General features: G+C 39.6%; 22 protein-coding genes. 11 read left to right on the top strand and 11 right to left on the bottom strand.

All coding sequences use genetic code 11. The features are described from left to right. Positions 1 to 43: 43 nt before the first annotated feature. The 5 genes from aceF to ampD form a co-directional block, all read right to left on the bottom strand. Positions 44 to 1,963: a pyruvate dehydrogenase complex dihydrolipoyllysine-residue acetyltransferase gene (gene aceF / locus GQR45_RS03500; RefSeq protein ID WP_165725140.1), complete on the bottom strand. Its 1,920-nt coding sequence runs from the start codon at positions 1,961 to 1,963 to the stop codon at positions 44 to 46. A gap of 10 nt (positions 1,964 to 1,973) precedes the next feature. Further along, a complete protein-coding gene (gene aceE, locus GQR45_RS03495) occupies positions 1,974 to 4,640 on the bottom strand; it encodes a pyruvate dehydrogenase (acetyl-transferring), homodimeric type (protein ID WP_010553346.1) in 2,667 nt (888 codons plus the stop codon). A gap of 90 nt (positions 4,641 to 4,730) precedes the next feature. Next, positions 4,731 to 5,480: a pyruvate dehydrogenase complex transcriptional repressor PdhR gene (gene pdhR, locus GQR45_RS03490; protein ID WP_007586129.1), complete on the bottom strand. Its 750-nt coding sequence runs from the start codon at positions 5,478 to 5,480 to the stop codon at positions 4,731 to 4,733. Between the two features lie 352 nt (positions 5,481 to 5,832). Next, positions 5,833 to 6,684 carry a beta-lactamase regulator AmpE gene (gene ampE / locus GQR45_RS03485; protein ID WP_165725139.1) on the bottom strand — a complete coding sequence of 284 codons (852 nt, stop codon included), beginning with the start codon at positions 6,682 to 6,684 and terminating at the stop codon, positions 5,833 to 5,835. Between the two features lie 13 nt (positions 6,685 to 6,697). Then, on the bottom strand, positions 6,698 to 7,252 hold the full coding sequence (ampD, locus tag GQR45_RS03480) for a 1,6-anhydro-N-acetylmuramyl-L-alanine amidase AmpD (protein ID WP_165725138.1): 555 nt from the start codon (positions 7,250 to 7,252) through the stop codon (positions 6,698 to 6,700). A gap of 235 nt (positions 7,253 to 7,487) precedes the next feature. On the opposite strand from ampD, the gene nadC reads away from it, so the two are divergent. From nadC to yacG, 7 genes are all read left to right on the top strand, one after another. Further along, complete coding sequence (gene nadC / locus GQR45_RS03475) at positions 7,488 to 8,339, top strand: carboxylating nicotinate-nucleotide diphosphorylase (RefSeq protein ID WP_165725137.1); 852 nt, start codon at positions 7,488 to 7,490, stop codon at positions 8,337 to 8,339. Between the two features lie 483 nt (positions 8,340 to 8,822). After that, positions 8,823 to 9,275, top strand: a complete 453-nt coding sequence (locus GQR45_RS03470) for a prepilin-type N-terminal cleavage/methylation domain-containing protein (RefSeq protein WP_277344595.1) — start codon at positions 8,823 to 8,825, stop codon at positions 9,273 to 9,275. 73 nt (positions 9,276 to 9,348) lie between these two features. Beyond that, the gene (locus GQR45_RS03465; protein ID WP_165725136.1) at positions 9,349 to 10,578 is read left to right on the top strand and encodes a type II secretion system F family protein; all 1,230 of its coding nucleotides are present in this window, start codon (positions 9,349 to 9,351) and stop codon (positions 10,576 to 10,578) included. A gap of 129 nt (positions 10,579 to 10,707) precedes the next feature. Further along, positions 10,708 to 11,598 (top strand): A24 family peptidase, encoded by an 891-nt coding sequence (locus GQR45_RS03460; RefSeq protein WP_165725135.1) that lies wholly within the window; start codon positions 10,708 to 10,710, stop codon positions 11,596 to 11,598. 5 nt (positions 11,599 to 11,603) lie between these two features. Further along, on the top strand, positions 11,604 to 12,245 hold the full coding sequence (gene coaE / locus GQR45_RS03455; protein ID WP_165725134.1) for a dephospho-CoA kinase: 642 nt from the start codon (positions 11,604 to 11,606) through the stop codon (positions 12,243 to 12,245). Between the two features lie 126 nt (positions 12,246 to 12,371). Beyond that, positions 12,372 to 14,048 (top strand): type IV-A pilus assembly ATPase PilB, encoded by a 1,677-nt coding sequence (gene pilB, locus GQR45_RS03450; RefSeq protein WP_024608869.1) that lies wholly within the window; start codon positions 12,372 to 12,374, stop codon positions 14,046 to 14,048. A 114-nt stretch (positions 14,049 to 14,162) separates the two neighbouring features. Beyond that, positions 14,163 to 14,393 (top strand): DNA gyrase inhibitor YacG, encoded by a 231-nt coding sequence (gene yacG, locus GQR45_RS03445; RefSeq protein ID WP_007586146.1) that lies wholly within the window; start codon positions 14,163 to 14,165, stop codon positions 14,391 to 14,393. Between the two features lie 71 nt (positions 14,394 to 14,464). Here the strand turns inward: yacG and GQR45_RS03440 are convergent, their stop codons facing one another. Continuing rightward, positions 14,465 to 14,953, bottom strand: a complete 489-nt coding sequence (locus GQR45_RS03440) for a Spy/CpxP family protein refolding chaperone (protein ID WP_165725133.1) — start codon at positions 14,951 to 14,953, stop codon at positions 14,465 to 14,467. Positions 14,954 to 15,118: 165 nt separating this feature from the next. Here GQR45_RS03440 and GQR45_RS03435 point away from each other — a divergent pair, with 165 nt between their 5' ends. The 3 genes from GQR45_RS03435 to GQR45_RS03425 are packed head-to-tail and all read left to right on the top strand — an operon-like array spanning position 15,119 to position 18,152. After that, positions 15,119 to 15,808, top strand: coding sequence for a response regulator (locus tag GQR45_RS03435; RefSeq protein WP_007586150.1), 690 nt, complete (start codon positions 15,119 to 15,121; stop codon positions 15,806 to 15,808). Next, positions 15,786 to 17,201, top strand: a complete 1,416-nt coding sequence (locus tag GQR45_RS03430) for an ATP-binding protein (protein ID WP_024590618.1) — start codon at positions 15,786 to 15,788, stop codon at positions 17,199 to 17,201. Before GQR45_RS03435 ends, GQR45_RS03430 begins: the two co-directional genes overlap by 23 nt. 3 nt (positions 17,202 to 17,204) lie before the next feature. Beyond that, a complete protein-coding gene (locus GQR45_RS03425; protein ID WP_007586153.1) occupies positions 17,205 to 18,152 on the top strand; it encodes an alpha/beta fold hydrolase in 948 nt (315 codons plus the stop codon). Here GQR45_RS03425 and GQR45_RS03420 read toward each other — a convergent pair. Beyond that, positions 18,112 to 18,978 carry a cation diffusion facilitator family transporter gene (locus GQR45_RS03420; RefSeq protein WP_165725209.1) on the bottom strand — a complete coding sequence of 289 codons (867 nt, stop codon included), beginning with the start codon at positions 18,976 to 18,978 and terminating at the stop codon, positions 18,112 to 18,114. The genes GQR45_RS03425 and GQR45_RS03420 overlap by 41 nt on opposite strands. Positions 18,979 to 19,139: 161 nt before the next feature. On the opposite strand from GQR45_RS03420, the gene trmL reads away from it, so the two are divergent. After that, complete coding sequence (gene trmL / locus GQR45_RS03415) at positions 19,140 to 19,604, top strand: tRNA (uridine(34)/cytosine(34)/5-carboxymethylaminomethyluridine(34)-2'-O)-methyltransferase TrmL (RefSeq protein ID WP_007582820.1); 465 nt, start codon at positions 19,140 to 19,142, stop codon at positions 19,602 to 19,604. Positions 19,605 to 19,674: 70 nt separating this feature from the next. On the opposite strand, the gene gpsA is transcribed toward trmL, so the two are convergent. Genes gpsA through GQR45_RS03395 form a run of 4 tightly spaced genes read right to left on the bottom strand, consistent with a single transcriptional unit; the run spans position 19,675 to position 21,926 of the window. Further along, positions 19,675 to 20,682: an NAD(P)H-dependent glycerol-3-phosphate dehydrogenase gene (gene gpsA / locus GQR45_RS03410; protein ID WP_165725132.1), complete on the bottom strand. Its 1,008-nt coding sequence runs from the start codon at positions 20,680 to 20,682 to the stop codon at positions 19,675 to 19,677. A gap of 3 nt (positions 20,683 to 20,685) precedes the next feature. After that, positions 20,686 to 21,171: a protein-export chaperone SecB gene (secB, locus tag GQR45_RS03405; protein WP_010553360.1), complete on the bottom strand. Its 486-nt coding sequence runs from the start codon at positions 21,169 to 21,171 to the stop codon at positions 20,686 to 20,688. A gap of 34 nt (positions 21,172 to 21,205) precedes the next feature. After that, complete coding sequence (gene grxC / locus GQR45_RS03400) at positions 21,206 to 21,463, bottom strand: glutaredoxin 3 (RefSeq protein ID WP_002957783.1); 258 nt, start codon at positions 21,461 to 21,463, stop codon at positions 21,206 to 21,208. 31 nt (positions 21,464 to 21,494) lie between these two features. Then, positions 21,495 to 21,926 (bottom strand): rhodanese-like domain-containing protein, encoded by a 432-nt coding sequence (locus GQR45_RS03395; RefSeq protein WP_002957784.1) that lies wholly within the window; start codon positions 21,924 to 21,926, stop codon positions 21,495 to 21,497. Positions 21,927 to 22,386 lie beyond the last annotated feature (460 nt).

The raw sequence follows: 22,386 nt of genomic DNA, 5'->3' as shown, positions 1-22,386 counted from the left end.
AAAAACAACTGGCTGGGATTTGATTCTATTCATTGTCCAGCGATTACATCACCAATTGGCGAATATCGCTCATGTAACTTGCAAGAGTCACAGTAAAGCGTGCAGCTAAGGCTCCGTCAATAACCCTATGGTCGTATGACATAGACAGCGGAACCATTAGTTTTGGTTCAAACTCTTTGCCATTCCATTTGGGTTTCATTTCAGATTTAGACACACCTAAAATAGCCACTTCTGGTGCATTAACAATCGGCGTAAATGCCGTACCGCCAATACCGCCAAGGCTAGAAATAGTAAAACAACCACCTTGCATATCAGACGATGTAAGCTTCCCGTCACGTGCTTTAACAGATACTTCCATTAATTCGCGTGATAGTTCAATAATGCCTTTTTTATCAACATCTTTAAACACTGGTACAACTAAACCGTTTGGCGTATCAACTGCAACACCAATGTTAATGTACTTTTTAAGGATTAAGCTTTCGCCGTCTGCAGAAAGCGATGAGTTGAATTTTGGAAATTCAGCAAGTGCTTTTGCAGCTGCTTTCATTACAAACACAAGTGGCGTAATTTTAACACCCAGCTTTTTCTTCTCGCTAAGCACATTTTGCTCTTTGCGGAATACTTCAAGGCTTGTGATATCAGCTTCGTCAAACTGTGTAACATGTGGGATTTGCACCCAGTTACGGTGTAAGTTTTTGCCTGATAGCTTTTGAATACGAGACAGCTTTTGCTCTTCAATTTCGCCAAACTTAGCAAAATCAACTTTAGGCCATGGAATAAGACCAAGCTCGCTACCACCAGCGCTACTACCTGCTGACAATTGACCAGACTCAACTTGCTTAACTAAGTTTTTAACGTAGTTTTGCACGTCTTCTTTAACTATACGGGCTTTGCGACCAGTGCCTTTAACATTAGCTAGGTTAATACCAAACTCACGCGCTAAACGGCGAACAACAGGTGATGCATGAGCATACGCGCTGTTTTCTGTGAAGCTTTCATTACTTGCTTTTGCAGGTGCTGCTTGAGCCGGTGCCGACTCAGTTTTAGCCGCAGCTGCAGGTGCTGATTTTTCAGCTGGTGCAAGTGCTGCTACTGGCGCGCTGCCTGCAACTTCAAATACAAAAATTAATGAGCCAGTCGATACTTTATCGCCAGCGGCTACTTTAATTTCTTTAACTGTACCTGCAAATGGAGCTGGTACTTCCATTGCAGCTTTGTCGCCTTCAACGTTTAAGATTGATTGATCTTCTTCAACCGTATCGCCAACTGCAACCATAATTTCAGTTACTTCAACTTCATCGCCACCAATATCAGGTACATTAACTTCTTTAGTACTTGGTGCTGCATTTGCTGTTGAGCTAGCTGCTGGCGCTTCTACAGGAGCCGACTCTTTAGCCGGTGCTGCAGATTCACTTCCTGCTACTTCAAAAACAAACACTAATGAGCCAGTTTTAACTGTATCACCAGCGGCTACTTTAATTTCTTTAACTGTACCGGCAAATGGAGCTGGAACTTCCATTGCTGCCTTGTCGCCTTCAACGTTTAAGATAGATTGCTCTTCTGAAACGGTGTCGCCAACAGCAACCATGATTTCAGTTACTTCAACTTCATCATCGCCAATATCTGGTACGGTTACTTCTTTAGTTGAAGAACCTGTAGAAGCAGCAGGTGCTGCCTCTTCAGATTTAGCTGGAGCAGCGGCTGATGCTTTTTCTTCACCAGTGCTTTCACTCTCGCCTTCAAACAAAAATACTAAAGAGCCAGTTGTAACGATGTCGCCAACGTTTACTTTAATTTCTTTAACTGTACCCGCTTGCGAAGCAGGTATTTCCATTGATGCTTTGTCGCCTTCAACATTTAATAATGATTGGTCCACATCTACTTTGTCGCCAACGCTTACTAATATTTCGGTTACTTCTACTTCATCGTCACCAATATCTGGTACTTTAATTTCAATACTCATTGCAAACCTCTTATGCGTACAGTGGGTTAAGTTTGTTAGTGTCGATGTTGAACTTTTTAAGTGCTTCAACAACTACTGACTTCTCAACTTCACCGCGTTTAGCAAGTTCAGATAACGTAGCAACAACAACGTAGCCCGCGTTAACTTCAAAGTGACGACGTAGGTTTTCACGGCTATCAGAACGACCGTAACCATCTGTACCTAGCACTTTGTAGTTGCTGCTTGGAATAAATGAACGCGCTTGTTCTGCGTAGTTTTTCATGTAATCCGTTGCTGCAACAGTCACAGAGTCGTTTAATACGCTTGTGATGAATGCTGTTTTTTGCTCGCCTTCAGGGTTAAGCATGTTGAAACGTTCAACATCTTGACCTTCACGCGTTAATTCGTTGAAAGACGTTACAGAGAACACGTCAGACGCAATGCCATACTCTTCGCTTAGAATCGTAGCGGCTTTACGTACTTCAGTCATAATAGTACCTGAGCTTAATAGCTGTACGTTGGCTTTTTTACCTTCGTAACTTTCAAGCTTATAAATACCTTTACGAATACCTTCTTCAGCGCCTTCTGGCATAGCTGGCTGATGGTAGTTTTCGTTCATAAGCGTTAGGTAGTAGTAAATATTTTCTTGGTCATCACCGTACATACGACGAATACCGTCTTGTACAATAACAGCTACTTCAAACGCGTAAGTTGGGTCATATGAAATACAGTTAGGAACCGTATTAGCAAGAATATGACTGTGACCATCTTCGTGTTGCAAGCCTTCACCATTTAGCGTTGTACGACCCGCAGTAGCACCTAATAAGAAACCACGTGCTTGTTGATCGCCCGCCATCCATGCCATGTCACCAACTCGTTGGAAACCAAACATAGAGTAGTAAATGTAGAATGGGATCATTGGTAAATCGTTAGTGCTGTATGAAGTTGCAGCAGCAACCCATGACGACATTGCACCTAACTCATTAATACCTTCTTGAAGCACTTGCCCTGATACAGTTTCTTTATAATAAGAAACAATATCACGATCCTGTGGCGTATAGTTTTGGCCATGCGGGTTATAAATACCGATTTGACGGAATAAACCTTCCATACCAAATGTACGCGCTTCATCGGCAATAATTGGTACGATGTTTTTACCAATGCCTTTATCTTTTAATAAGATATTAAGTGCACGAACAAAACCCATAGTGGTTGAAATATCACGCTTTTGCTCTTCAAGTAGCGGCTTAAACGCGTCTACTTCTGGCAACGTAAGTTTTTCACTAAAACGTGGAATACGCTTAGGTGTATAACCTTTAAGTTCATCACGACGAGCATGTAGATATTTATACTCAGGTGAACCTTCTTCAAGCTCTAAATAAGGTAGTTCTGCAAGTTGCTCTTCAGATACTAAATCATCAAGACCAAGGCGTGAACGTAAATGCGCAACATGCGACATGTCCATTTTTTTCACTTGGTGCGCAATGTTTTTACCTTCAGCTGCTTCACCCATGCCGTAACCTTTTACAGTTTTAGCAAGAATTACAGTTGGACGGCCTTTAGTGTCTTCTGCTTTTTTAAATGCAGCAAATAATTTTGATGACTCATGACCACCACGCTTAAGCGCGAAAATTTCGTCATCTGTCATGTCAGCAACAAGTGCTGCTGTTTCTGGGTAACGACCAAAGAAATTTTCACGTACGTACGCGCCATCTTTAGCTTTATATGTTTGGTAATCGCCATCAACAGTTTCGTTCATTAACTGTAGTAATTTACCCGTTGTGTCTTTAGCTAGAAGAATATCCCAACCGCTGCCCCACACTAGTTTAATTACGTTCCAGCCAGCGCCTTTAAACAAGCCTTCTAGCTCTTGAATAATTTTACCGTTACCCATAACTGGGCCGTCTAAACGCTGTAAGTTACAGTTAACTAAGTAACAAAGGTTATCTAGTTTTTCACGTGCAGCAAAAGAAATAGCGCCACGTGATTCTGGCTCATCCATTTCACCGTCACCTAAAAACGCGTATACACGTTGGTTTTTAGTATCTTTTAAGCCACGACCATCTAAGTATTTTAAGAAGCGCGCTTGGTAAATAGACGAAATAGGACCTAAGCCCATTGATACCGTAGGGAACTGCCAAAATTCAGGCATTAACTTAGGGTGTGGGTACGATGGTAAGCCTTCGCCATCAACTTCTTGGCGGAAGTTATCTAGTTGTGCAGCCGATAAACGACCTTCAACAAATGCACGTGCATAAATACCAGGAGAAATATGACCTTGGTAATAAACTAAGTCACCACCGTCTACATCATTTGGCGCTTTAAAAAAGTGGTTAAAACACACTTCATAAAATGCAGCAGATGATTGGTAAGACGCCATATGGCCGCCTAAGTCGAGATCTTTTTTAGATGCACGTAGAACGATCATAATCGCGTTCCAACGTATAATTGAACGAATACGACGCTCAAGATTTACATCACCCGGGTAAGCAGGTTCTTGATCTACAGGAATAGTATTAACGTAGTTCGTGGTAATACCCGTTGGCATATCAACGCCGTCTAAACGGGCTTGCTCTAATACTTGCTCAAGTAAAAACTGAGCTCGTTCAACACCTTCTTCGCGCACAACTGATTCAAGAGCTTGTAACCACTCTTGTGTTTCTAGCGCGTCTACGTCAATTTTATTGACTTCAGACATATGGAGGTTTCCTTATGTTTAAAATACGAATATTGTTAATTTAATATCACAGCTACTTAATTTGTGTGTTCAAAGTAGTTATGTACTAACTTAATTTTGTTTAGTGCGTCTTAAACTACGTTCAATTCGCGAATGTTCTTTGCCTGCTTCAAGTAGTGCTTCTTCTATAAATGCTAAGTGCGCATTACTTGCTAAACGGGCTTGTTCTGGATTACCGTCAATAACGGCATCCATTAATAAACGCCTGTGTTGGGCTAATTGACTGCTAATATCTGACTTTTTTAATAAAACAGTTAAATTTTGCAATACATTTTGCTCAAGCAGCGCTTTCATGCCTCTTACTAAATGCAGTAACACCACATTATGCGAAGCTTCTGCCACGCTAAAGTGAAATGCATTAATTGCTTTTGCTTTTTGCTGTAAATCATCATTAACTAGGGCAATTTTATCAAAGCTTTCTTTCACTTTGCTAAAATCGTTGCTGGTCCCGCGCAGTGCCGCGTAGTAAGCAGCAATCCCTTCTAATGCATGACGAAATTCAAGTAAATCAAACTGCGACTCAGGGTGTTTACTAATCAAATCAAAAAGTGGATCAGTAAGCCCTTCTTCGAGCTGATTTTTTACAAACGTGCCGCCACCTTGGCGACGCGTAACTAAACCTTTCGCTTCTAATTTTTGAATTGCCTCACGCAGTGACGGGCGAGACACTTCAAATTGCTTTGCTAGTTCACGCTCTGGTGGCAACTTTTCACCTGGTGCTAACGAGCCTTCAAGAATCATGTTCTCGAGTTGCTGTAAAATAACATCAGATAACTTTGCTGCTTTGATCTTTAAAGACATGAATCAACGTCCGCGTTGTATAAATACAAAGAGCCCATAAAGCGGGGCTTTGAGTAGTATGATTTACCCAAAAGGTAAATTGGTCATACCAAAAATTTTCAATACGGTATCAAAAACCTTATTAGCTGTCAATTTACAGGTAATTTGAGCAATTAAAGTAGCGTAACGCATTTTGAACGAAGATTAAACAATGCGCAATTTACAAAAATTGTTATAACGTTAATAGGATGAAAACAATTGGTCTGACCAGAAGGGGTTAGAATATTAGCTCTATTTTATTGTGTTCAAAAATTGCAGGAAGAGATTAAAGCACCTTACCTTGCATAAGGTACTTTATTAAAAAGGTATTAACCTAAGACAGTCCACCAAATAATGTAAGTAGCGCTATAAGTACTAAGTAAAATAATACATTGCGCTTAACAAGCTTAATCATACAAGTGGCTTCGTAGGTACAGCCGTAATAACGCTTTTCAACTTGCTCTGCAGCAAGTGCAGTACATGTTACGACTTCTCGGTTTGGAGATTTAAAGTTAAGTACGTAACGTAACCAACAGCTCGTGCCTTTATTAAAGTTACCTATTACTAAATAACCAAAGCTTGTAATACGTGCAGGTAACCAGTCGAGCCAAAACAATAGTTTATGTATAAGTTTAAAACGCTTAGCAAATATTACTTTATGATCTTCTCGTACTAAATCAGCTAAAGTACGTACCAGTGCATATAAAACCGCACCTGGAGCACCTAAAACAACAAACCAAAAAATAACCGCACAGTAAAATCTAAAATTTACCCACGCCAATGTTTCCCCAAAGGTTTCACCACCATCGATGTCATCAGTACGCTTTTGACCTATTTGCAACGCATATAAAGATGCAGCAGTACCGTCATCTCGCGTTAACGCATTTAAGTACGACTTATATAAAGCACGCTGCTTAGCACAACCAAAGCAAACCAAAAGCACCGCGATATTAATGCCCAGCTGCCACAATACAAAATCTGACAAACAATAAATTAGTGCCACCGCAATCACTGGGAGTAAAAGCCAAATTAAAAAGCCCGGTGCTGAGCTAAATAAGCCCTTATCACCAAGTAATTTATTAGAGCGATTTAAATAACCATTTGCGTAATAACTTATCTGCCAGTAATTAGACCGAGCCCCTAAGCGCTCTAGTATTAATGCAATTATTATAGAAACTAAAATCATGGGAATAACTCTCTTAACTTAGCTGTTCAAGCATATTAAAAAACAATGGCCAATTAAAGCTACTACCAGGATCGGTTTTACGCCCTGGAGCAATATCGCAATGTCCAACAATACGCGAAGGGGTAATTTTTGGATAGCGTTGCATTATAGATTTACTAATAATAGTTAATGTTTTGTACTGCGCTAAAGAATATGGTGCGGTGTCGGTACCTTCAAGTTCAATACCAATACTAAAGTTATTACACGCAGGCGCGTCCTCAAACTCAGATTGCCCAGCATGCCAAGCACGTTTTTCAAAAGGCACGTATTGTATAGTCTCACCGGTGCGCTTTATAAAACAATGGGCCGATACACGTAAACTCTTTAAGTCACTAAAACTTGGATGAGCATTACAGTCAATGCTACCCATAAATAAGTCATCAATGAAAGGTGTACCAAACTGCCCTGCTGGCAATGATATATTGTGAATCACCAATAAAGAAATATCAGCCTCATCAGGGCGCTCATCAAAATGCGAACAAGGCCGCTGCGCTACCGTACTTAAAACACCGTTTAAATCTATTTTCATGATACGTTTATTATATAAATATCAAGAGATACATAGTACTGATGCTAAAGGATTTATTAAAAAAATGATAGTAACAAGCGAGGTATAAAACCTCACCTACAAATAACTCAAACCCACACGTAGATACTAATTTACTATACGCGCTTATCTTTACATTGGTGAAAAGGCAATCGCTTCTCTTTCTTTTATAAACATAGTAAAATTTGCTTAATTTATTAACGCTTATGAGCATCCTATGTCTATTTCGCACTCCCTCATTACTCAACTAGTCACTCTTGCACTTGACGAAGATTTAAATTATCAAACCGCGCAAGAAGGCGATATTACCGCGCAATTGATCCCCAAAAATGAGCAAGCAAACGCTAAAGTAATCACTCGCGAAGACTGCATTTTTTGCGGAAAAGACATCATCCTTGAAGTATTCAAACAAGTAGACCCAAGCGTTCAGGTTAACGTACTTATAAATGATGGCGACGCAGTTAAAGCAAACAGCACATTATTCACCGCTATTGGTTCAGCTCGTTCAATATTAACTGCCGAACGTACTGCACTTAACTTTGTACAAACGTTATCAGGCACTGCAACTACTACAGCGCGTTACGTAAAAGAGCTAAGCGGCACAACTACGCAACTACTCGACACACGCAAAACAATTCCAGGTCTGCGCGCTCTTCAAAAATACGCAGTAAAATGTGGCGGGGGGGCAAACCATCGTATTGGATTATTTGACGCTTTTTTAATTAAAGAAAATCATATAGCGGCTTGTGGCACAATAAACAAAGCCGTAGCTCAAGCTAAACAAAACCACCCAAACAAACCTGTCGAAGTAGAAGTAGAATCACTCCCTGAACTCAAGCAAGCAATTGAAGCTGGCGCCGACATAGTTATGCTAGACAACTTTAGCGTAGAGCAAATTAAACAAGCCGTAATTTTGACCAACAAGCGTGCAAAATTAGAGGTTTCAGGCAATATGACCCTAGAAACGCTCAAAACTTATTCACAAGCAGGTGTCGATTTTATATCAAGCGGAGCATTAACAAAAAACTTACAATCAATCGATTTATCGATGCGTTTTGAACAATTTTAAAACAAAAACCGCCGATCAATACCGCTAATTAGTTGACAAATGAAGTAAAAAAGCATTAAATAATCCGAAAGGCTTACTTTGTAACATTTTGTTAAATAAAATCGCTTTTTTATAAGAATATGCGTGCTAAATACTAAATTAAAATGGTAGACTCATTATGTTGTACTATTTCATTTCAAAAGGTAGTCATAAATAACTAGTACCTTAAGTTTTTAAAAACATAATTAAAAACTTAAGCAACTAAACGACTTACTTTATGTCTATACTATTTGTTGCTACAACGTGTAGTGCTCTTAGTAAACTTTTATAGTTAGTACTAAACATAATGAATTCACATACGGCTTTTGTGTTTCATACCCTAAAGCTAAAGTGTAATAAAATTAATTTTAAGTAAAACTGTAAAGTAAATCAGTTAAATTAAGTGAGGCATTTTGCCGCTTAAGTGATTTAAGTTACAAAAATCTATCCTTTAGGAGAGGAAACATGAAAACAATGACTCAAAAACAACAGGGTTTCACCCTAATTGAATTAATGATTGTAGTAGCAATCATCGGTATTCTTGCTGCAGTAGCACTGCCTCAGTATCAAGACTACACACAGAGAACTAAAGTTAGTTCAGCGTTGGCAGGAATTGCTTCATATAAAACAGCTGTTGCCCTTTGTAGTCAAATGAATGGGAACTTAACTTCTTGTGACGGCGGCTCAGAAGATATCCCTGCTAACATCGCTACAGATGATGGCGCAACAATTAACTTCGTTGACGCTGTATCTACAACTGATGGTGTTATTTCTTTAACAACAACAGGCACAGCTAGCGATGGTAGTAAAATGGCTTTAACTATTACTCCTACCGTCACGAATGGTAGCCTAAAATGGGTTATGACTGGAACTGGATGTACCGTAGACGGTAGAAGTATTAATTGTTCAGTAAAATAATTACCTTAAAGGAGTGATTAGTTTCCTAGCACTCCTTTAAACTATATTTCTGAAACACTTTAAGGCTGTCTCAATGCCTAAGAAAAATGAAAAAAGTAATTTAGATACTTTCCAATGGGTTGGTGTTAGTGCCAGAGGTAAACGCTTAGAAGGAGAAGTTACCGGCTCGAGCATAGCCTTAGTAAAAGCTCAGCTTCGAAAACAAGGCATTACACCCTCAAAAGTAAAGCGTAAAGCAAAACCGTTATTTGGCATTCAGAGTGTACAAAAGATAACTCCTAAAGATATTGCTCTCGTTACTCGACAAATAGCGACTATGTTGATGGCGGGCGTTCCGCTAATACAATCAATCGAAATGATTGGCAGCGGCTCTTCAAATAAAAGTGTCGCTAAATTAATGGAAAAAATTGCTGATGAAGTAAAAGCAGGCCAGCCATTATCGTCAGCACTAAGAAAACATCCCCGTTATTTTGATGATTTATATTGCGACCTAGTAGCATCGGGCGAGCAGTCGGGTGCGCTTGATAGAATATTTGATCGTGTTGCTATTTATAAAGAAAAGTCTGAAGCATTAAAGTCAAAAATTAAAAAGGCGATGTTTTACCCTATTTCAGTATTAGTTATTGCACTTATTGTTACCTCAATTTTACTTATCTTTGTAGTACCCCAGTTCCAAGATATTTTTGCAGGATTTGGGGCAGAGCTGCCTGCATTTACCTTATTCGTAATTAGCATATCTGAATTTATGCAAGAATATTGGTGGATGATGCTGATAGCGATTGTTGGTGCAGGTTGGCTTTTTAAAGAAGCTAAACTAAAAAGCTTAAAACTCAGAGATGCTACAGACAGAGCAATACTAAAACTCCCTGTGATCGGTATGATTTTAAATAAAGCGGCTGTTGCTCGCTATGCGCGAACTCTTTCGACCACGTTTGCCGCTGGTGTGCCACTGGTTGATGCACTTGATTCTGCCGCAGGCGCTTCAGGTAATGCTGTTTATCGTTACGCTATTTTAGATATTAAAGCAGAGGTTAGCTCTGGTAATCAGATGAACTGGGCAATGCGTAACTCTAAAATATTCCCTGATATGGTAATACAAATGGTCGCGATTGGTGAGGAGTCTGGCTCACTAGATGGCATGCTCGCCAAAGTGGCTACTATTTACGAGCAAGAAGTTGATGATGCTGTTGATGGCCTATCGAGCTTGCTTGAGCCACTTATTATGGCTGTACTAGGTGTACTTGTTGGTGGCTTGATTGTTGCCATGTACTTGCCTATTTTCCAATTGGGCTCTGTTGTTTAATACCTTTAAAAAATATAAACACCTATTTAAAAACACACGTAGTCGCGATTTTATATCGCGTTTTTAATTACGATTTTACATCGCGCTGTTAATTGGTATTATTAAAAAATTTTAGTTTTAGGTAAACAAATGCAAAGTATTATTGAAGTAATGCAAAGCCAATTGTGGTTTTATTTAACCACAATTGGCTTAATTAGTTTATGTATTGGTAGTTTTTTAAATGTGGTTATTTATCGCTTACCGCTAATGATGCAACGTGAGTGGCAAAGCGAATGCAGACTACTGTTAGAAGATGAACTTACAGGGAATAAACCTAAACAAGCCAATATCAACGAGCCTTTTAACTTAGTAAAGCCCAACTCTACCTGCCCTAAATGTAAAACTGCCATTAAGCCTTGGCAGAATATTCCTATTATTAGTTGGTTAATACTTAAAGGTAAATGTGCAAGTTGCAGTAATCCTATTTCTGCCCGATACCCTGCTGTAGAGCTAATTACTGCCATATTAAGTTTAATTGTTGCCTATAGCTTTGGTGCGACCGAGCAAGCCCTTTTATATATTTTTGTAACGTGGATATTGGTAGCACTAACCTTTATTGATATTGACCACATGCTGCTGCCAGATCAACTTACACTTCCGCTTGTATGGCTTGCACTTATTGCCTCTGTAATGGGTTACACAATTACACCAACCGATGCAATTATTGGCGCGGCTTGCGGTTATTTAAGCTTATGGAGCGTATTTTGGCTATTTAAGTTATTAACCGGTAAAGAAGGCATGGGCTATGGCGATTTTAAATTGCTTGCAGTATTTGGGGCATTACTTGGCTGGCAGTCATTACTCACTATTATTCTGCTTTCGAGCGTAGTAGGTGCCATCATAGGTATTGCACTATTGAGCATACAAGGTAAAGACAAAGCGACCCCTATCCCTTTTGGGCCTTATTTAGCGATAGCTGGCTGGATTGCAATGCTTTGGGGCAACCAAATTCAAGGCGCTTATTTTAATTTAATTGGTTAATTAGAATGAGTGAGCAAATAACTAAAGTAAACAGCTGGGTATTAGGATTAACTGGTGGTATTGGCTGTGGTAAAACAGCCATTAGTAATATGTTTGAAGAGCTTGGTATTACAATAGTTGATGCCGATATAATTGCGCGTCAAGTAGTAGAGCCAAACAGCAAAGGGCTAAAAGCAATTACCCAACACTTTGGCAAAGATATTTTATTGCCTGATGGCACATTAAATAGAGCAGAGCTGCGTGCAAAAATATTTACTAACAACAATGACAAAGAATGGCTTAATGCGTTACTGCACCCTCTTATACGGATAAAAATACTAAACGATTTAAATAGCGCAGCAAGCCCTTATGTTGTTTTAGTAGCGCCTTTATTGTTTGAAAACAACCTTGATAAATATTGCGACCGTACCTTACTTATTGACGTGCCAATCTCTGTTCAAATAACGCGTACAACAAAACGTGACAATACAAGTATTGAGCAAGTTAAAAGTATTATTGCCTCACAAATGTCACGAGCCAATAAACAGCAAAAAGCAGATGATATTTTAAATAATGACCGAAGTTTAAACCTAGTGCATATAGAACTTGTTGATCTTCATAAAAAGTACCTACAATATGCATTACACAACAAAACTAACTCACATTAACACTGTCCTAACTCACACAAACTCGTATTTTAGTTAGTAAAATCACAACAAAGAATGAAAGGTGATGTAATCACCTTCTTTTTTCTGATAAATTGCTTACTATTGAAGGAATAAAACAGGTGCGCAATGAATATTAACTCACCGTTATTGAGAAAATTTATAACCCTTGGCCGCATTGATGCCGACACGGTTAAAAACAAACAAAATGAATTTGCCTCAACAGCTGAGCTTATTTCTAAATGTGGAAAAATCGATAGTAAAGATTTAGCTGAACAATGTATTGATTTGTTTCGCGTACCTTATTTTGATTTAAAAGACTTTGATCCTACAAGAATCCCGGCCGATCTCGTAAAAGAAAAACTTATACGTAAACATCATATTTTGCCGCTTGTTCAAAAAGATCGAAAAGTTTATATAGCAGCATCAGACCCAACAGATTACGGCGCATTCGAAAACTTTGAGTTTAGTACCGGTCTTTCATGCGAAATTGTTGTTGTTGATTATATTCAACTCGATACCAAAATTGAGCAATTACTAGATGCTACTGGCAGTTTAAATCTAACCGATGACGAGTTTCAGGAATTTGCTGATTTAGACTCAGAAAGCCAAAGAGATACAGCACCACAAGATGATGATAAAGATGATGCGCCTATCATCGTATACATCAACAAAATTTTAATGGATGCCATTAAGAAAGGGGCGTCTGATTTGCACTTTGAACCGTATGAGCACAAATACCGTATCCGCTTTCGTATTGATGGCATTTTGCATGAAGTGGCAAGCCCACCTAATACATTAGCAACCAAGCTTTCTGCACGTATTAAAGTAATGTCGCGACTCGATATTGCCGAAAAACGCAAACCACAAGATGGTCGTATAAAACTAAAAATTACTGAACGCAAAAGTATCGACTTTCGTGTAAGTACTATGCCTACCTTGTGGGGCGAAAAAATAGTAATGCGTATCCTTGATTCATCAAGCGCTATGTTAGGCATTGATGTATTAGGCTATGAGCCTGAGCAGAAAAAGCTCTATATGGATGCACTTGCCCAGCCCCAAGGGATGATACTTGTAACAGGGCCAACGGGTTCTGGTAAAACAGTATCGCTATACACAGGTTTAAATATATTAAATCAGCCAGAGCGCAATATTAGTACTGCGGAAGATCCGGTTGAGATTAACCTTGAAGGTGTAAACCAAGTACAAATTAACATTAAAGCCGATATGACTTTTGCCAATGCACTGCGTGCATTTTTACGTCAAGATCCTGATGTAGTTATGGTAGGTGAAATACGTGACCTAGAAACCGCAGAAATATCAATAAAAGCGGCGCAAACAGGTCACTTGGTTTTATCAACATTGCATACAAACTCAGCGCCGGAAACAATCACCCGTTTATTAAATATGGGTGTGCCGGCTTATAACGTAGCAAGTTCGATCAGCTTAATTATAGCCCAGCGTTTAGCACGTCGTTTATGCCCTAAATGTAAAACGCCAGAACAACTTCCGAGTGAAGAACTGGCTCGCCAAGGATTTAGCGCCAAGCAAATTGAAGAAATGACGTTATATACGCCTAAAGGGTGTGATAGTTGTACCGATGGTTATAAAGGCCGAGTGGGTATTTACGAAGTAATGCAAATTACTCCTGAAATTGCCCAAATTATTATGCGCGGTGGTAACTCGCTTGAAATAGCTGACGTTTCACTTAAAGCCGGATTTAATAATTTACGTTTATCGGGTTTACGCAAAGCAGCCGATGGTCTTACATCCCTTGGTGAAATTAATCGCGTGACTAATTTTTAAAGATCCATAGTAAAAGCTACAAGGTTCTGAACACTAAATTCAGAGCCTTACTTATACCTAGAGACTCATATCTAAGTAATGTAAAATGCAGAAAAAGATTGTAAAGAGTAAATTATGCCTACTATTGTAAACTGCCCAACCTGTAAAACTAAAGTTGAATGGTCAGAGCAAAGCCCATTTCGTCCTTTTTGCTCAAAACGCTGTCAGCTAATTGATTTAGGTGAATGGTCGTTTGAAAATAACAGAATTTCTGCACCAATCACGTCCGCAGAAGAGTTTAGCCAAGACATGATTGAAGATATTGAAGCTATGCTGGCTAAAAATGAAGATGACTTTTTTAAGTAATTTATCTTCATCATGCCCTAAATACGAAAACCAGCATTAAGCTGGTTTTTTAGTATTTACAAAAAGTATAATTAACTTTTTTGTTTACTGTGCTTTTTATTCATACGCTTTTGCATTTTAGCAAACTTCTCTTTTTGCTCAGCGTTAAGAACTTGCATTACTTGGTGCTGCGTTTTTAGTTTAATTAAACCAAATTGATCACCTTTTTCATGACGTTCATTTAATAGCTCTTTTGCTGCATTTTCGTCAAATGTTGCCGCCGAAAGTAACGCATCCATTTTAGCTTTATGCGCTTCACGCATCGCTTTACGGGCTTCTTTATCGTCGCCACGCAACGCTTTCATCTGTGTTTTTTGCGCTTCAAAAATAGCCTTTAGCTTAGTTTGCTGCTCATCTGTTAGGTTTAATTTTTCAACGCCGCGCTCAGAAAGTAAAAAACGAGCTTGAGAATGGCCTTGTTTATGTCCGTCGCCTTTAGCTAATACGCTACCAGCACCAAGCGTTGCTGTTGCTAAGCCACAGATAAGTACTAATTTTGAAAGTGTGTTTAATTTAGTCATAATCATTACCTTAATATTGGGTTGGTTGTGGCTGCTAAGCCAGTGAGTTAACTATACCTAACTCAATGCAAAGTAACGCAAAGCAGTGTAAAGGTTGTGTAAAGATTCACCTTTGCACTATTTAGCCGGTAAAATAACGCTATAAACAACTCTAAGGGTTTGTAAATGAAACTATTAATGATTGATGACGACACTGGCCTTTGTGAGCTATTAAGTGAGTATTTAACTGCCCAAGGGTTTGAAATACAAAGCGTACACGACGGTGAGCAGGGCCTTAAACTAGCACAAGCAAATGACTACGCCCTTATATTGCTAGATGTAATGTTACCAACGCTTGATGGTTTTGAAGTGCTTAAACAGCTTAGGCAAACAAAACTCACACCGGTAATAATGCTTACTGCAAAAGGTGAAGACTTTGACCGTATTTTTGGTCTAGAGCTAGGCGCTGACGATTACATACCAAAGCCTTTTAATCATCGTGAATTACTAGCCCGCGTAAAAGCAATAACACGCCGTATTGAGCACATTAATAGCTTAAATGCAGCTACCACGAGTAAGTTACTCGTTAATGGTATTACTGTTAACCTTGCAGCGCGAGAGGCCTCAATCGACGGCTCTACACTAACCCTTACCGGTACAGAGTACGAAATACTCACGCTATTGTGTAAAAATGCAGGCGAAGTTGTTAGTAAAGAGCAAATTAGCGAAGAAGTGCTAGGCAGGCGCTTAGCTTCTTTTGATCGCTCTATCGATATGCATGTAAGTAATATCCGTAAAAAAATAGCTGAGCATATTCCAGGTGAGCGAATTAAAACAATGCGAGGTACGGGTTATGTCTTTATCCAAGGCGAATAAAAGCACTTACTTTGCTTGGTTAAAACATCCTGGGCACTACCTGTTTTTTAAAGTATTTATTTGGTTTTGGTTAACTATAATCGGCACCGTAGCAGCGCTTATATTTTTAAGTAATATAACCGCTATTAATGCGGTATCTAACGAGCCACTTTATGGCCCGATGAAAAAAAACCTAATATACACCGCCAAAAGTATTGAGCGCACTGCTATTAAACATAAGCGCAGCCTAAGCGAAGTATTAGTACACCCTCGCCTATCAAAGCGTAAACTTTTATACTTAAGCGCAGCTCAAAGCGAGGACTCTCTTAGTAGTAAAGAGGTGCCAGAGAGCATCGACTTAAGTTTATTAAACTTCACTCAAAATATGTCACCGCAAATTATTTTCACTGAGAAATATCAAGCCTTCGGCCCTGTTAATATAAACGTGCCTGAAGGCAGTTTTTATCTTTACGAAATAGATATTAACCATCAACCACCGCTAATAATGCGCTTTAAGCTTATGCCTAATTGGATGAAAATAGTCATCGCAATTGTTGCCTCTCTTATTTTAAGCTTTGTATTTAGCCGTAACTTAATAGCCCCTATAAATAGCCTTAAAAAAGCGGCAATTAAACTATCAGCGGGTAACCTAAGCGCAAGAGCCGACATTTCTGTAAACCGAAAAGATGAGCTAGGAATACTAGGGCGAGATTTTAACAGCATGGCTAATCAGTTAGAGCTTTTAATTAGTTCACAAAAACGCTTATTAGCCGACATATCACATGAATTACGATCGCCTCTTACACGTTTAAAAATGGCTACCGGACTTGCACAAATGCAAGCTAACGACGCTAGCCAATCGTATTTATTACGCATAGAAAAAGAAGCTAACCAACTCGATAAAATGATTGCCGACGTGCTGCAAGTTTCTCGCTTAGAAGCAAAAAGCCAAGCGCTTTCACTGCAAAAACAATCACTGCAAATAATTGTAGATCACGTTATTAACGATGCGCAGTTTGAAGCAAAACAAAATAATAAGCAGCTAAATATAGTGGGCGCTGTAGACGTAAACATTAATTGCGACGAAGGCCTTATTGCCAGTGCGCTTGAAAACCTATTACGCAACGCTATTAAATACGCAAATAATACAATTAGCATTACTCTAAAGCATGCTGATGCCATTTATATAGAAATATGTGACGATGGCTCTGGTGTGCCAGATGATCAACTGAGCAAGCTTTGCGAGCCCTTTTTTAGACAGTCAGATGCGCGGGATCGCGTAAGTGGTGGCACGGGTTTAGGTCTTGCGATTGCTAAAAATGCTATTACTGCGCATGGCGGCAGTTTAGTATTATCAAATAAAGAACTAGGTGGCTTGTGTGCTAATATAACCTTGCCATTAATAAAAGAGTAAAGCATGTTTTATAGTAGTGAGCGTGAGCTTAAGAGTAATCAAATAACAATTAATAACTTTTATAAAAACACGCTAATTAAAGCTTATTTAGATACACCTAACGGGCAATTATTTTATGCTTATGCCATACCAGATAAAGCCAAAAATGCCATTGTAATAAGCTCTGGGCGCCTTGAAGGGTTAGATAAATATAAAGAGTTGTTATGGGAGCTGTATAACAATAATTTTGCCATATTCATAGCCGATCACCAAGGACAAGGCCGCTCTTATCGCCACCTACTAAATAAGCACAAAGGCCATGTTAATCAATTTAAAGATTACAGCGCAGACCTAAACTTATTTAATACACAAATAGTGGATACTCATTGGCAAGGTAAAAAGGTGTTAGTGAGTCATTCAATGGGCGGCGCCATAGCATTTGACTATCTTGCGCATTTTGAACACAACTTTAGTGGCGCGTTTTTATCAGCGCCTATGCTTGATATTTATACAAAAAACACACCAAAGCCTTTAGCTAAATTAATAGCAAGTACTGCAACCCTTTTGGGTCAAAAAGACAATTACGCACTAGGGCAAACCGATTACATACCCGATGAGTTTGCTACAAATGTATTAACCAGCAGCCCAGTGCGTTACGAGCTATTTAGGCAAACATATCAAGAAGAGCCATTACTACAGCTCGGCGGTGTTACTTACGGCTGGCTAAATGCGACGTTTGCATTTATAACTTCTGTGGATAACTTAAGCGTGACTATTCCACTTTATATTGCCAGTGCGCAAAACGACGAAGTGGTTGATAACAATGCCCAATATAAATTAGCAAACAGGCACGTAAACACGGTACTTAAAAGCTTTGAAGGCGCTAAACACGAGCTGTTTTTTGAACGTGATGAAATACGCCAGCCATTGCTTAAAAGCTTGTATCAGTTTTGTGAGTCGGTGACGGCTTAATAAGTACCGACAAAGGGTCGAGGTGGATCAGTATATCTACCTCAGACTCAAAGCGTTCTTTAAGCATTGCCTCTACTTCATCAGCTACGTTATGTGCGCGAATCAAACTTAAATGATCATCAAGCTCTAAGTGCATTTGGATAAACTTAACTTTTCCGCCTTGGCGCGTACGAATATCATGCACACCATGTACATCAGCATGGGCTCTGGCTATATCAAATATGCTTTGCTTTTCATCATCTGGCAGTTCTTTATCCATTAAATGATCGGCACTATCGCGAGCAATATCCCAGCTGTTATAAAGTAAGTAACCCGCTACACCTATCGCAAAAACAGGATCGGCATACAACACACCATTATAAGCTAACAAAATAGCTAATAGCACAGCAGCATTTAATATTAAATCACCTTTGTAATGTACTGAGTCGGCTTTTATAGCAATTGAATCGGTGTATTTAACCACCTTGTTTTGTACAAATACAATGACGAGCGTGCACGCAATAGCAAAAATACTTACCCACACACCTAATAAAGAATGGCTTAACTGTATAGGGTTAAATAATCGCTCAATACCATGAAAAGCAAGTAGGCAACCTGAGCCTGCAATAAACGCGGCTTGCCCAAGTCCAGCAAGTGCTTCAGCTTTTCCGTGTCCAAATCTATGGTCATCATCTGCTGGGCGCAGTGCGTAACCTAACACTAAAAAACTCATGGCGGTGGCAGTAATATCCATTAACGAATCAGTTAACGAGCCAAGCATTGAGGCAGAGCCAGAAGCCAGCCATGCCCATGTTTTTGCGCCAATCATTAAACTAACCATTACCATGGTAACAATGCTTGAAGTTTTAACCCAAAATTCGTAGCTACGGTTATGCACGTTTTAATCCGATAATTAGGAGTACTCAATAGTGTGAGTATATCATTTTTTTAAAAGGTTTCGTGTATACTGCCCTTCGTCAAACTACAGATTATTTTATAAGGCTCATTATGCTGGATATTGTTTTATACCAACCTGAAATACCGCCTAACACTGGTAATATTATTCGCCTATGTGCCAATACCGGCTATGCATTACATTTAATTGAGCCGCTAGGTTTTGAGTGGGACGATAAGCGCGTGAAACGTGCAGGACTTGATTATCATGAATTTAGTCATGTTCAACGCCATGCCTCATTTGAAGATTACCTTGAAAAATGTAAACCAAAAAAAATATATGCATGTACAACCAAAGGTAGTCAGTTTCACCATGAAGCAAGTTACGAAGCGGGTGACTGCTTGGTATTTGGCCCAGAAACTCGCGGCCTGCCTGACGATATGATCCAAGCACTGCCAAAAGAGCAGCGTGTACGTATTCCTATGCAAGCCAATAGCCGCAGCATGAACTTATCAAACGCAGTAGCCGTGTTTGTTTACGAGTCGTGGCGCCAGTTGGGTTTTCCTAACGCGCAGTAAATAGCTTTGAGCTAAACAACAAAAAACCGACATAACGTCGGTTTTTTTAGTTTTATAAACGCTTATAAAATTATTCAGAACGTTGCTCTCGGCCTAATAGCGCCATTGCAGCTTCTTTCATATCTTTATTTTCATAAAGCACTTTATAAATTTGCTCGGTAATCGGCATTTCTACACCGCTACGCTGCGCTAATAAATACACCTCTTTGGTATTTCTAAAGCCTTCAACTACTTGACCAATTGATTCAATAGCAGCATCAACGCTTTCGCCTTTACCTAACGCTAAACCAAATCGACGATTACGTGATTGGTTATCTGTACACGTTAGTATTAAATCGCCAAGGCCTGCCATTCCCATGAAGGTTTCTGGCTTAGCACCAAGAGCGCAACCTAAACGAGTAAGCTCTGCAAGACCTCGGGTGATAAGTGCGGTACGCGCATTAGCGCCAAAACCAACACCGTCCGAAATACCGGCACCAATGGCAATTACATTCTTAACCGCACCACCGAGCTGTATACCAATAAAATCATCATTGTTATACACACGGAATGAGCGACCACAATGAAGTAAATCAGCGAGCTGCTGAGCAAATTCAGGCGACGTAGAAGACACTGAAATAGCTGTAGGTGACCCCATCGCCATTTCTTTTGCAAACGTAGGACCCGACAGTACCGCAAGTGGAATATCATCACCTAATTCTTGCAAAGCCACTTCTTGTAACAAACGTCCAGTATTAGGCTCAAGCCCTTTAGTTGCCCACGCTACTTTAGCACCGTCTTGCAATGCAGGTTTAATCTGCGCAAGTGTGTCGCCAAAAGCATGGCTTGGCACAACAACAAGTATAATAGCGCTGCTAGCAACGGCATGTTGTAAGTTAGCTTCAAGAGTAAGAGTATCTGGAAAAGGAGCATCAGGTAAGTAACGTTGATTTTTCCGCTCAGCTGCAAGCGTGGCAACGTCGTCGCTATTTCTTCCCCAAAGTGTCACGTGGTGACCATTTCGGGCTAAACAAATAGCAAGGGCGGTGCCGTAAGACCCCGCCCCTAATACAGTAACAGCTGTAGTTGCTGTACTCATAAGTTATGCGTCTGCTGAAGCCTGGTCAGCTTGCGCAGTACGTTGTTGCATGTATTGTGCAAATAACGCATCAAAATTAACTGGCGCAAGGTTAAGCTGTGGGAAAGTACCACGGTTAACAAGGTTTGAAACAGCTTCACGTGCATATGGGAACAACACGTTAGGACAAAATGCACCTAGCATGTGCGCAAGTTGCACTTCTTCAACTTCAGCAATAGTAAAAATACCTGCTTGTTGAATTTCACATAAGAACGCAGTTTCTTCACCAAGAGAAGCGGTTACAGTTAGCGCTAAAACAACTTCAAATACACCTTCGTCTAGTTTATTAGAGCGTGTATCTAGGTCTAGCTTAACTTCTGGCGTCCATTCTTTTTGAAAAATGGCCGGAGAGTTTGGCGTTTCAAACGATACATCTTTAGTGTAAATACGTTGAATAGTAAATTGTGCGCCGGCTTCTGCAGCTGCTACGTTTTGATTTTCTTCGTTCATTGTTATTCCTAACTTGTTCGTTATTATAATTAAATTAAGCGTTTAGCTTGGCGTCAAGTTTACCTTGCGCTTCAATAGCCATCATGTCGTCGCAGCCACCGATATGTTCATCATTAATAAAAATTTGCGGTACTGTGCTTGCACCACCTGCTTTGGCAATCATTTCATCGCGTAGCTCAGGCTGTACACCAATATCATAATTTGTGTATTCAACGCCTTTGCTGTTTAAAAGCGAAAGAGCACGCTGACAAAATGGACAATACGCCTTGGTGTATAAAACAACATTACTCATAATAAATCCTCTATCGGCCTAGCTAAACTGATTAGCGACCTGTTGTAGTTGGTAAGCTGGCAGATTGCCACGCACCCATGCCACCTGCTAATAAGTAAACTCGTTCAAAACCAGCTTTACTCATAGCGGCTGCAGTACCTTGGGCAGTCATACCTGTAGTACATACAACTATAATGGGTTTAGTCTTGTACTTTTCAAGGCTTGAAAAGTCAGATTTTTTCGCATTCTCTGGGCTTAAGTGCTCAGCACCAGAAATACGCCCTGCATTAAACTCTTTTTGCGCACGTATATCGATTACTTGACCGTCATCACGGTTAATAAGTAACGTAAGCTGCTGAGGATTTATTTGACGAACAGCTGAAAGCTTACTTTTTATCCAGCCACTAACAATAAGGAAAACAATACCAACCCAAGCAAGGCTTAAAATGGGATGATTTGTAATAAATTCAATATATTGATCCATTCTACTTCCACTATGAAATTATGTTTTAAACCTAGGGCGTGTTGGCCTTTGTGGATTGAAATTTGTTCAATCTAGGGGCGATTAAATCGCGGCGCGAGATTTGTAACCTAGTGGGCTAAGTAAAAACCGAGCAACAAAGAGGTAATAGTCCCTAGAAAGAACCCAACGGGCAGCGTATGTTTGGTATTTATGCTACGTTATCGCCTATTTATGGGGAGTAACCACATTTCATAGGCTCTGCCTTGCCTAAAAACCAAACATACTGCTGCAAATTCAACCACCAAAGTGCAACACGCCCTAATATTTTAAGGATTTTGTACTTTAGCCACGCAAGTATACCCAAACCAACCTAAAATGCGAGTTTAGGAGCACTTAGAGACGTTTAAAAAACGATAAAGCCCCCCATATATAGTTAACAAGAACTCTGGATAATAAATCTATCTCAAGCAGAGTTCAGGTT

This window comes from Pseudoalteromonas sp. SA25 (assembly GCF_011378705.1).
GTDB classification, from domain to species: Bacteria; Pseudomonadota; Gammaproteobacteria; order Enterobacterales; family Alteromonadaceae; genus Pseudoalteromonas; species Pseudoalteromonas arctica.
The sequence above is the reverse complement of the archived record's forward strand: the minus strand, read 5'-3'. Positions and strand labels throughout refer to the sequence as shown.

Coding starts and splice junctions, on each gene's coding strand:
- pilB (WP_024608869.1), top strand. CDS start 12,372: ATGAATATTAACTCACCGTTATTGAGAAAATTTATAACCCTTGGCCGC.
- GQR45_RS03435 (WP_007586150.1), top strand. CDS start 15,119: ATGAAACTATTAATGATTGATGACGACACTGGCCTTTGTGAGCTATTA.
- yacG (WP_007586146.1), top strand. CDS start 14,163: ATGCCTACTATTGTAAACTGCCCAACCTGTAAAACTAAAGTTGAATGG.
- secB (WP_010553360.1), bottom strand. CDS start 21,171: ATGAACGAAGAAAATCAAAACGTAGCAGCTGCAGAAGCCGGCGCACAA.
- aceF (WP_165725140.1), bottom strand. CDS start 1,963: ATGAGTATTGAAATTAAAGTACCAGATATTGGTGACGATGAAGTAGAA.
- trmL (WP_007582820.1), top strand. CDS start 19,140: ATGCTGGATATTGTTTTATACCAACCTGAAATACCGCCTAACACTGGT.
- GQR45_RS03420 (WP_165725209.1), bottom strand. CDS start 18,978: ATGGTAATGGTTAGTTTAATGATTGGCGCAAAAACATGGGCATGGCTG.
- grxC (WP_002957783.1), bottom strand. CDS start 21,463: ATGAGTAATGTTGTTTTATACACCAAGGCGTATTGTCCATTTTGTCAG.
- GQR45_RS03425 (WP_007586153.1), top strand. CDS start 17,205: ATGTTTTATAGTAGTGAGCGTGAGCTTAAGAGTAATCAAATAACAATT.
- ampD (WP_165725138.1), bottom strand. CDS start 7,252: ATGAAAATAGATTTAAACGGTGTTTTAAGTACGGTAGCGCAGCGGCCT.
- nadC (WP_165725137.1), top strand. CDS start 7,488: ATGTCTATTTCGCACTCCCTCATTACTCAACTAGTCACTCTTGCACTT.
- ampE (WP_165725139.1), bottom strand. CDS start 6,684: ATGATTTTAGTTTCTATAATAATTGCATTAATACTAGAGCGCTTAGGG.
- GQR45_RS03465 (WP_165725136.1), top strand. CDS start 9,349: ATGCCTAAGAAAAATGAAAAAAGTAATTTAGATACTTTCCAATGGGTT.
- pdhR (WP_007586129.1), bottom strand. CDS start 5,480: ATGTCTTTAAAGATCAAAGCAGCAAAGTTATCTGATGTTATTTTACAG.
- GQR45_RS03440 (WP_165725133.1), bottom strand. CDS start 14,953: ATGACTAAATTAAACACACTTTCAAAATTAGTACTTATCTGTGGCTTA.
- GQR45_RS03430 (WP_024590618.1), top strand. CDS start 15,786: ATGTCTTTATCCAAGGCGAATAAAAGCACTTACTTTGCTTGGTTAAAA.
- GQR45_RS03460 (WP_165725135.1), top strand. CDS start 10,708: ATGCAAAGTATTATTGAAGTAATGCAAAGCCAATTGTGGTTTTATTTA.
- gpsA (WP_165725132.1), bottom strand. CDS start 20,682: ATGAGTACAGCAACTACAGCTGTTACTGTATTAGGGGCGGGGTCTTAC.
- GQR45_RS03470 (WP_277344595.1), top strand. CDS start 8,823: ATGAAAACAATGACTCAAAAACAACAGGGTTTCACCCTAATTGAATTA.
- GQR45_RS03395 (WP_002957784.1), bottom strand. CDS start 21,926: ATGGATCAATATATTGAATTTATTACAAATCATCCCATTTTAAGCCTT.
- coaE (WP_165725134.1), top strand. CDS start 11,604: ATGAGTGAGCAAATAACTAAAGTAAACAGCTGGGTATTAGGATTAACT.
- aceE (WP_010553346.1), bottom strand. CDS start 4,640: ATGTCTGAAGTCAATAAAATTGACGTAGACGCGCTAGAAACACAAGAG.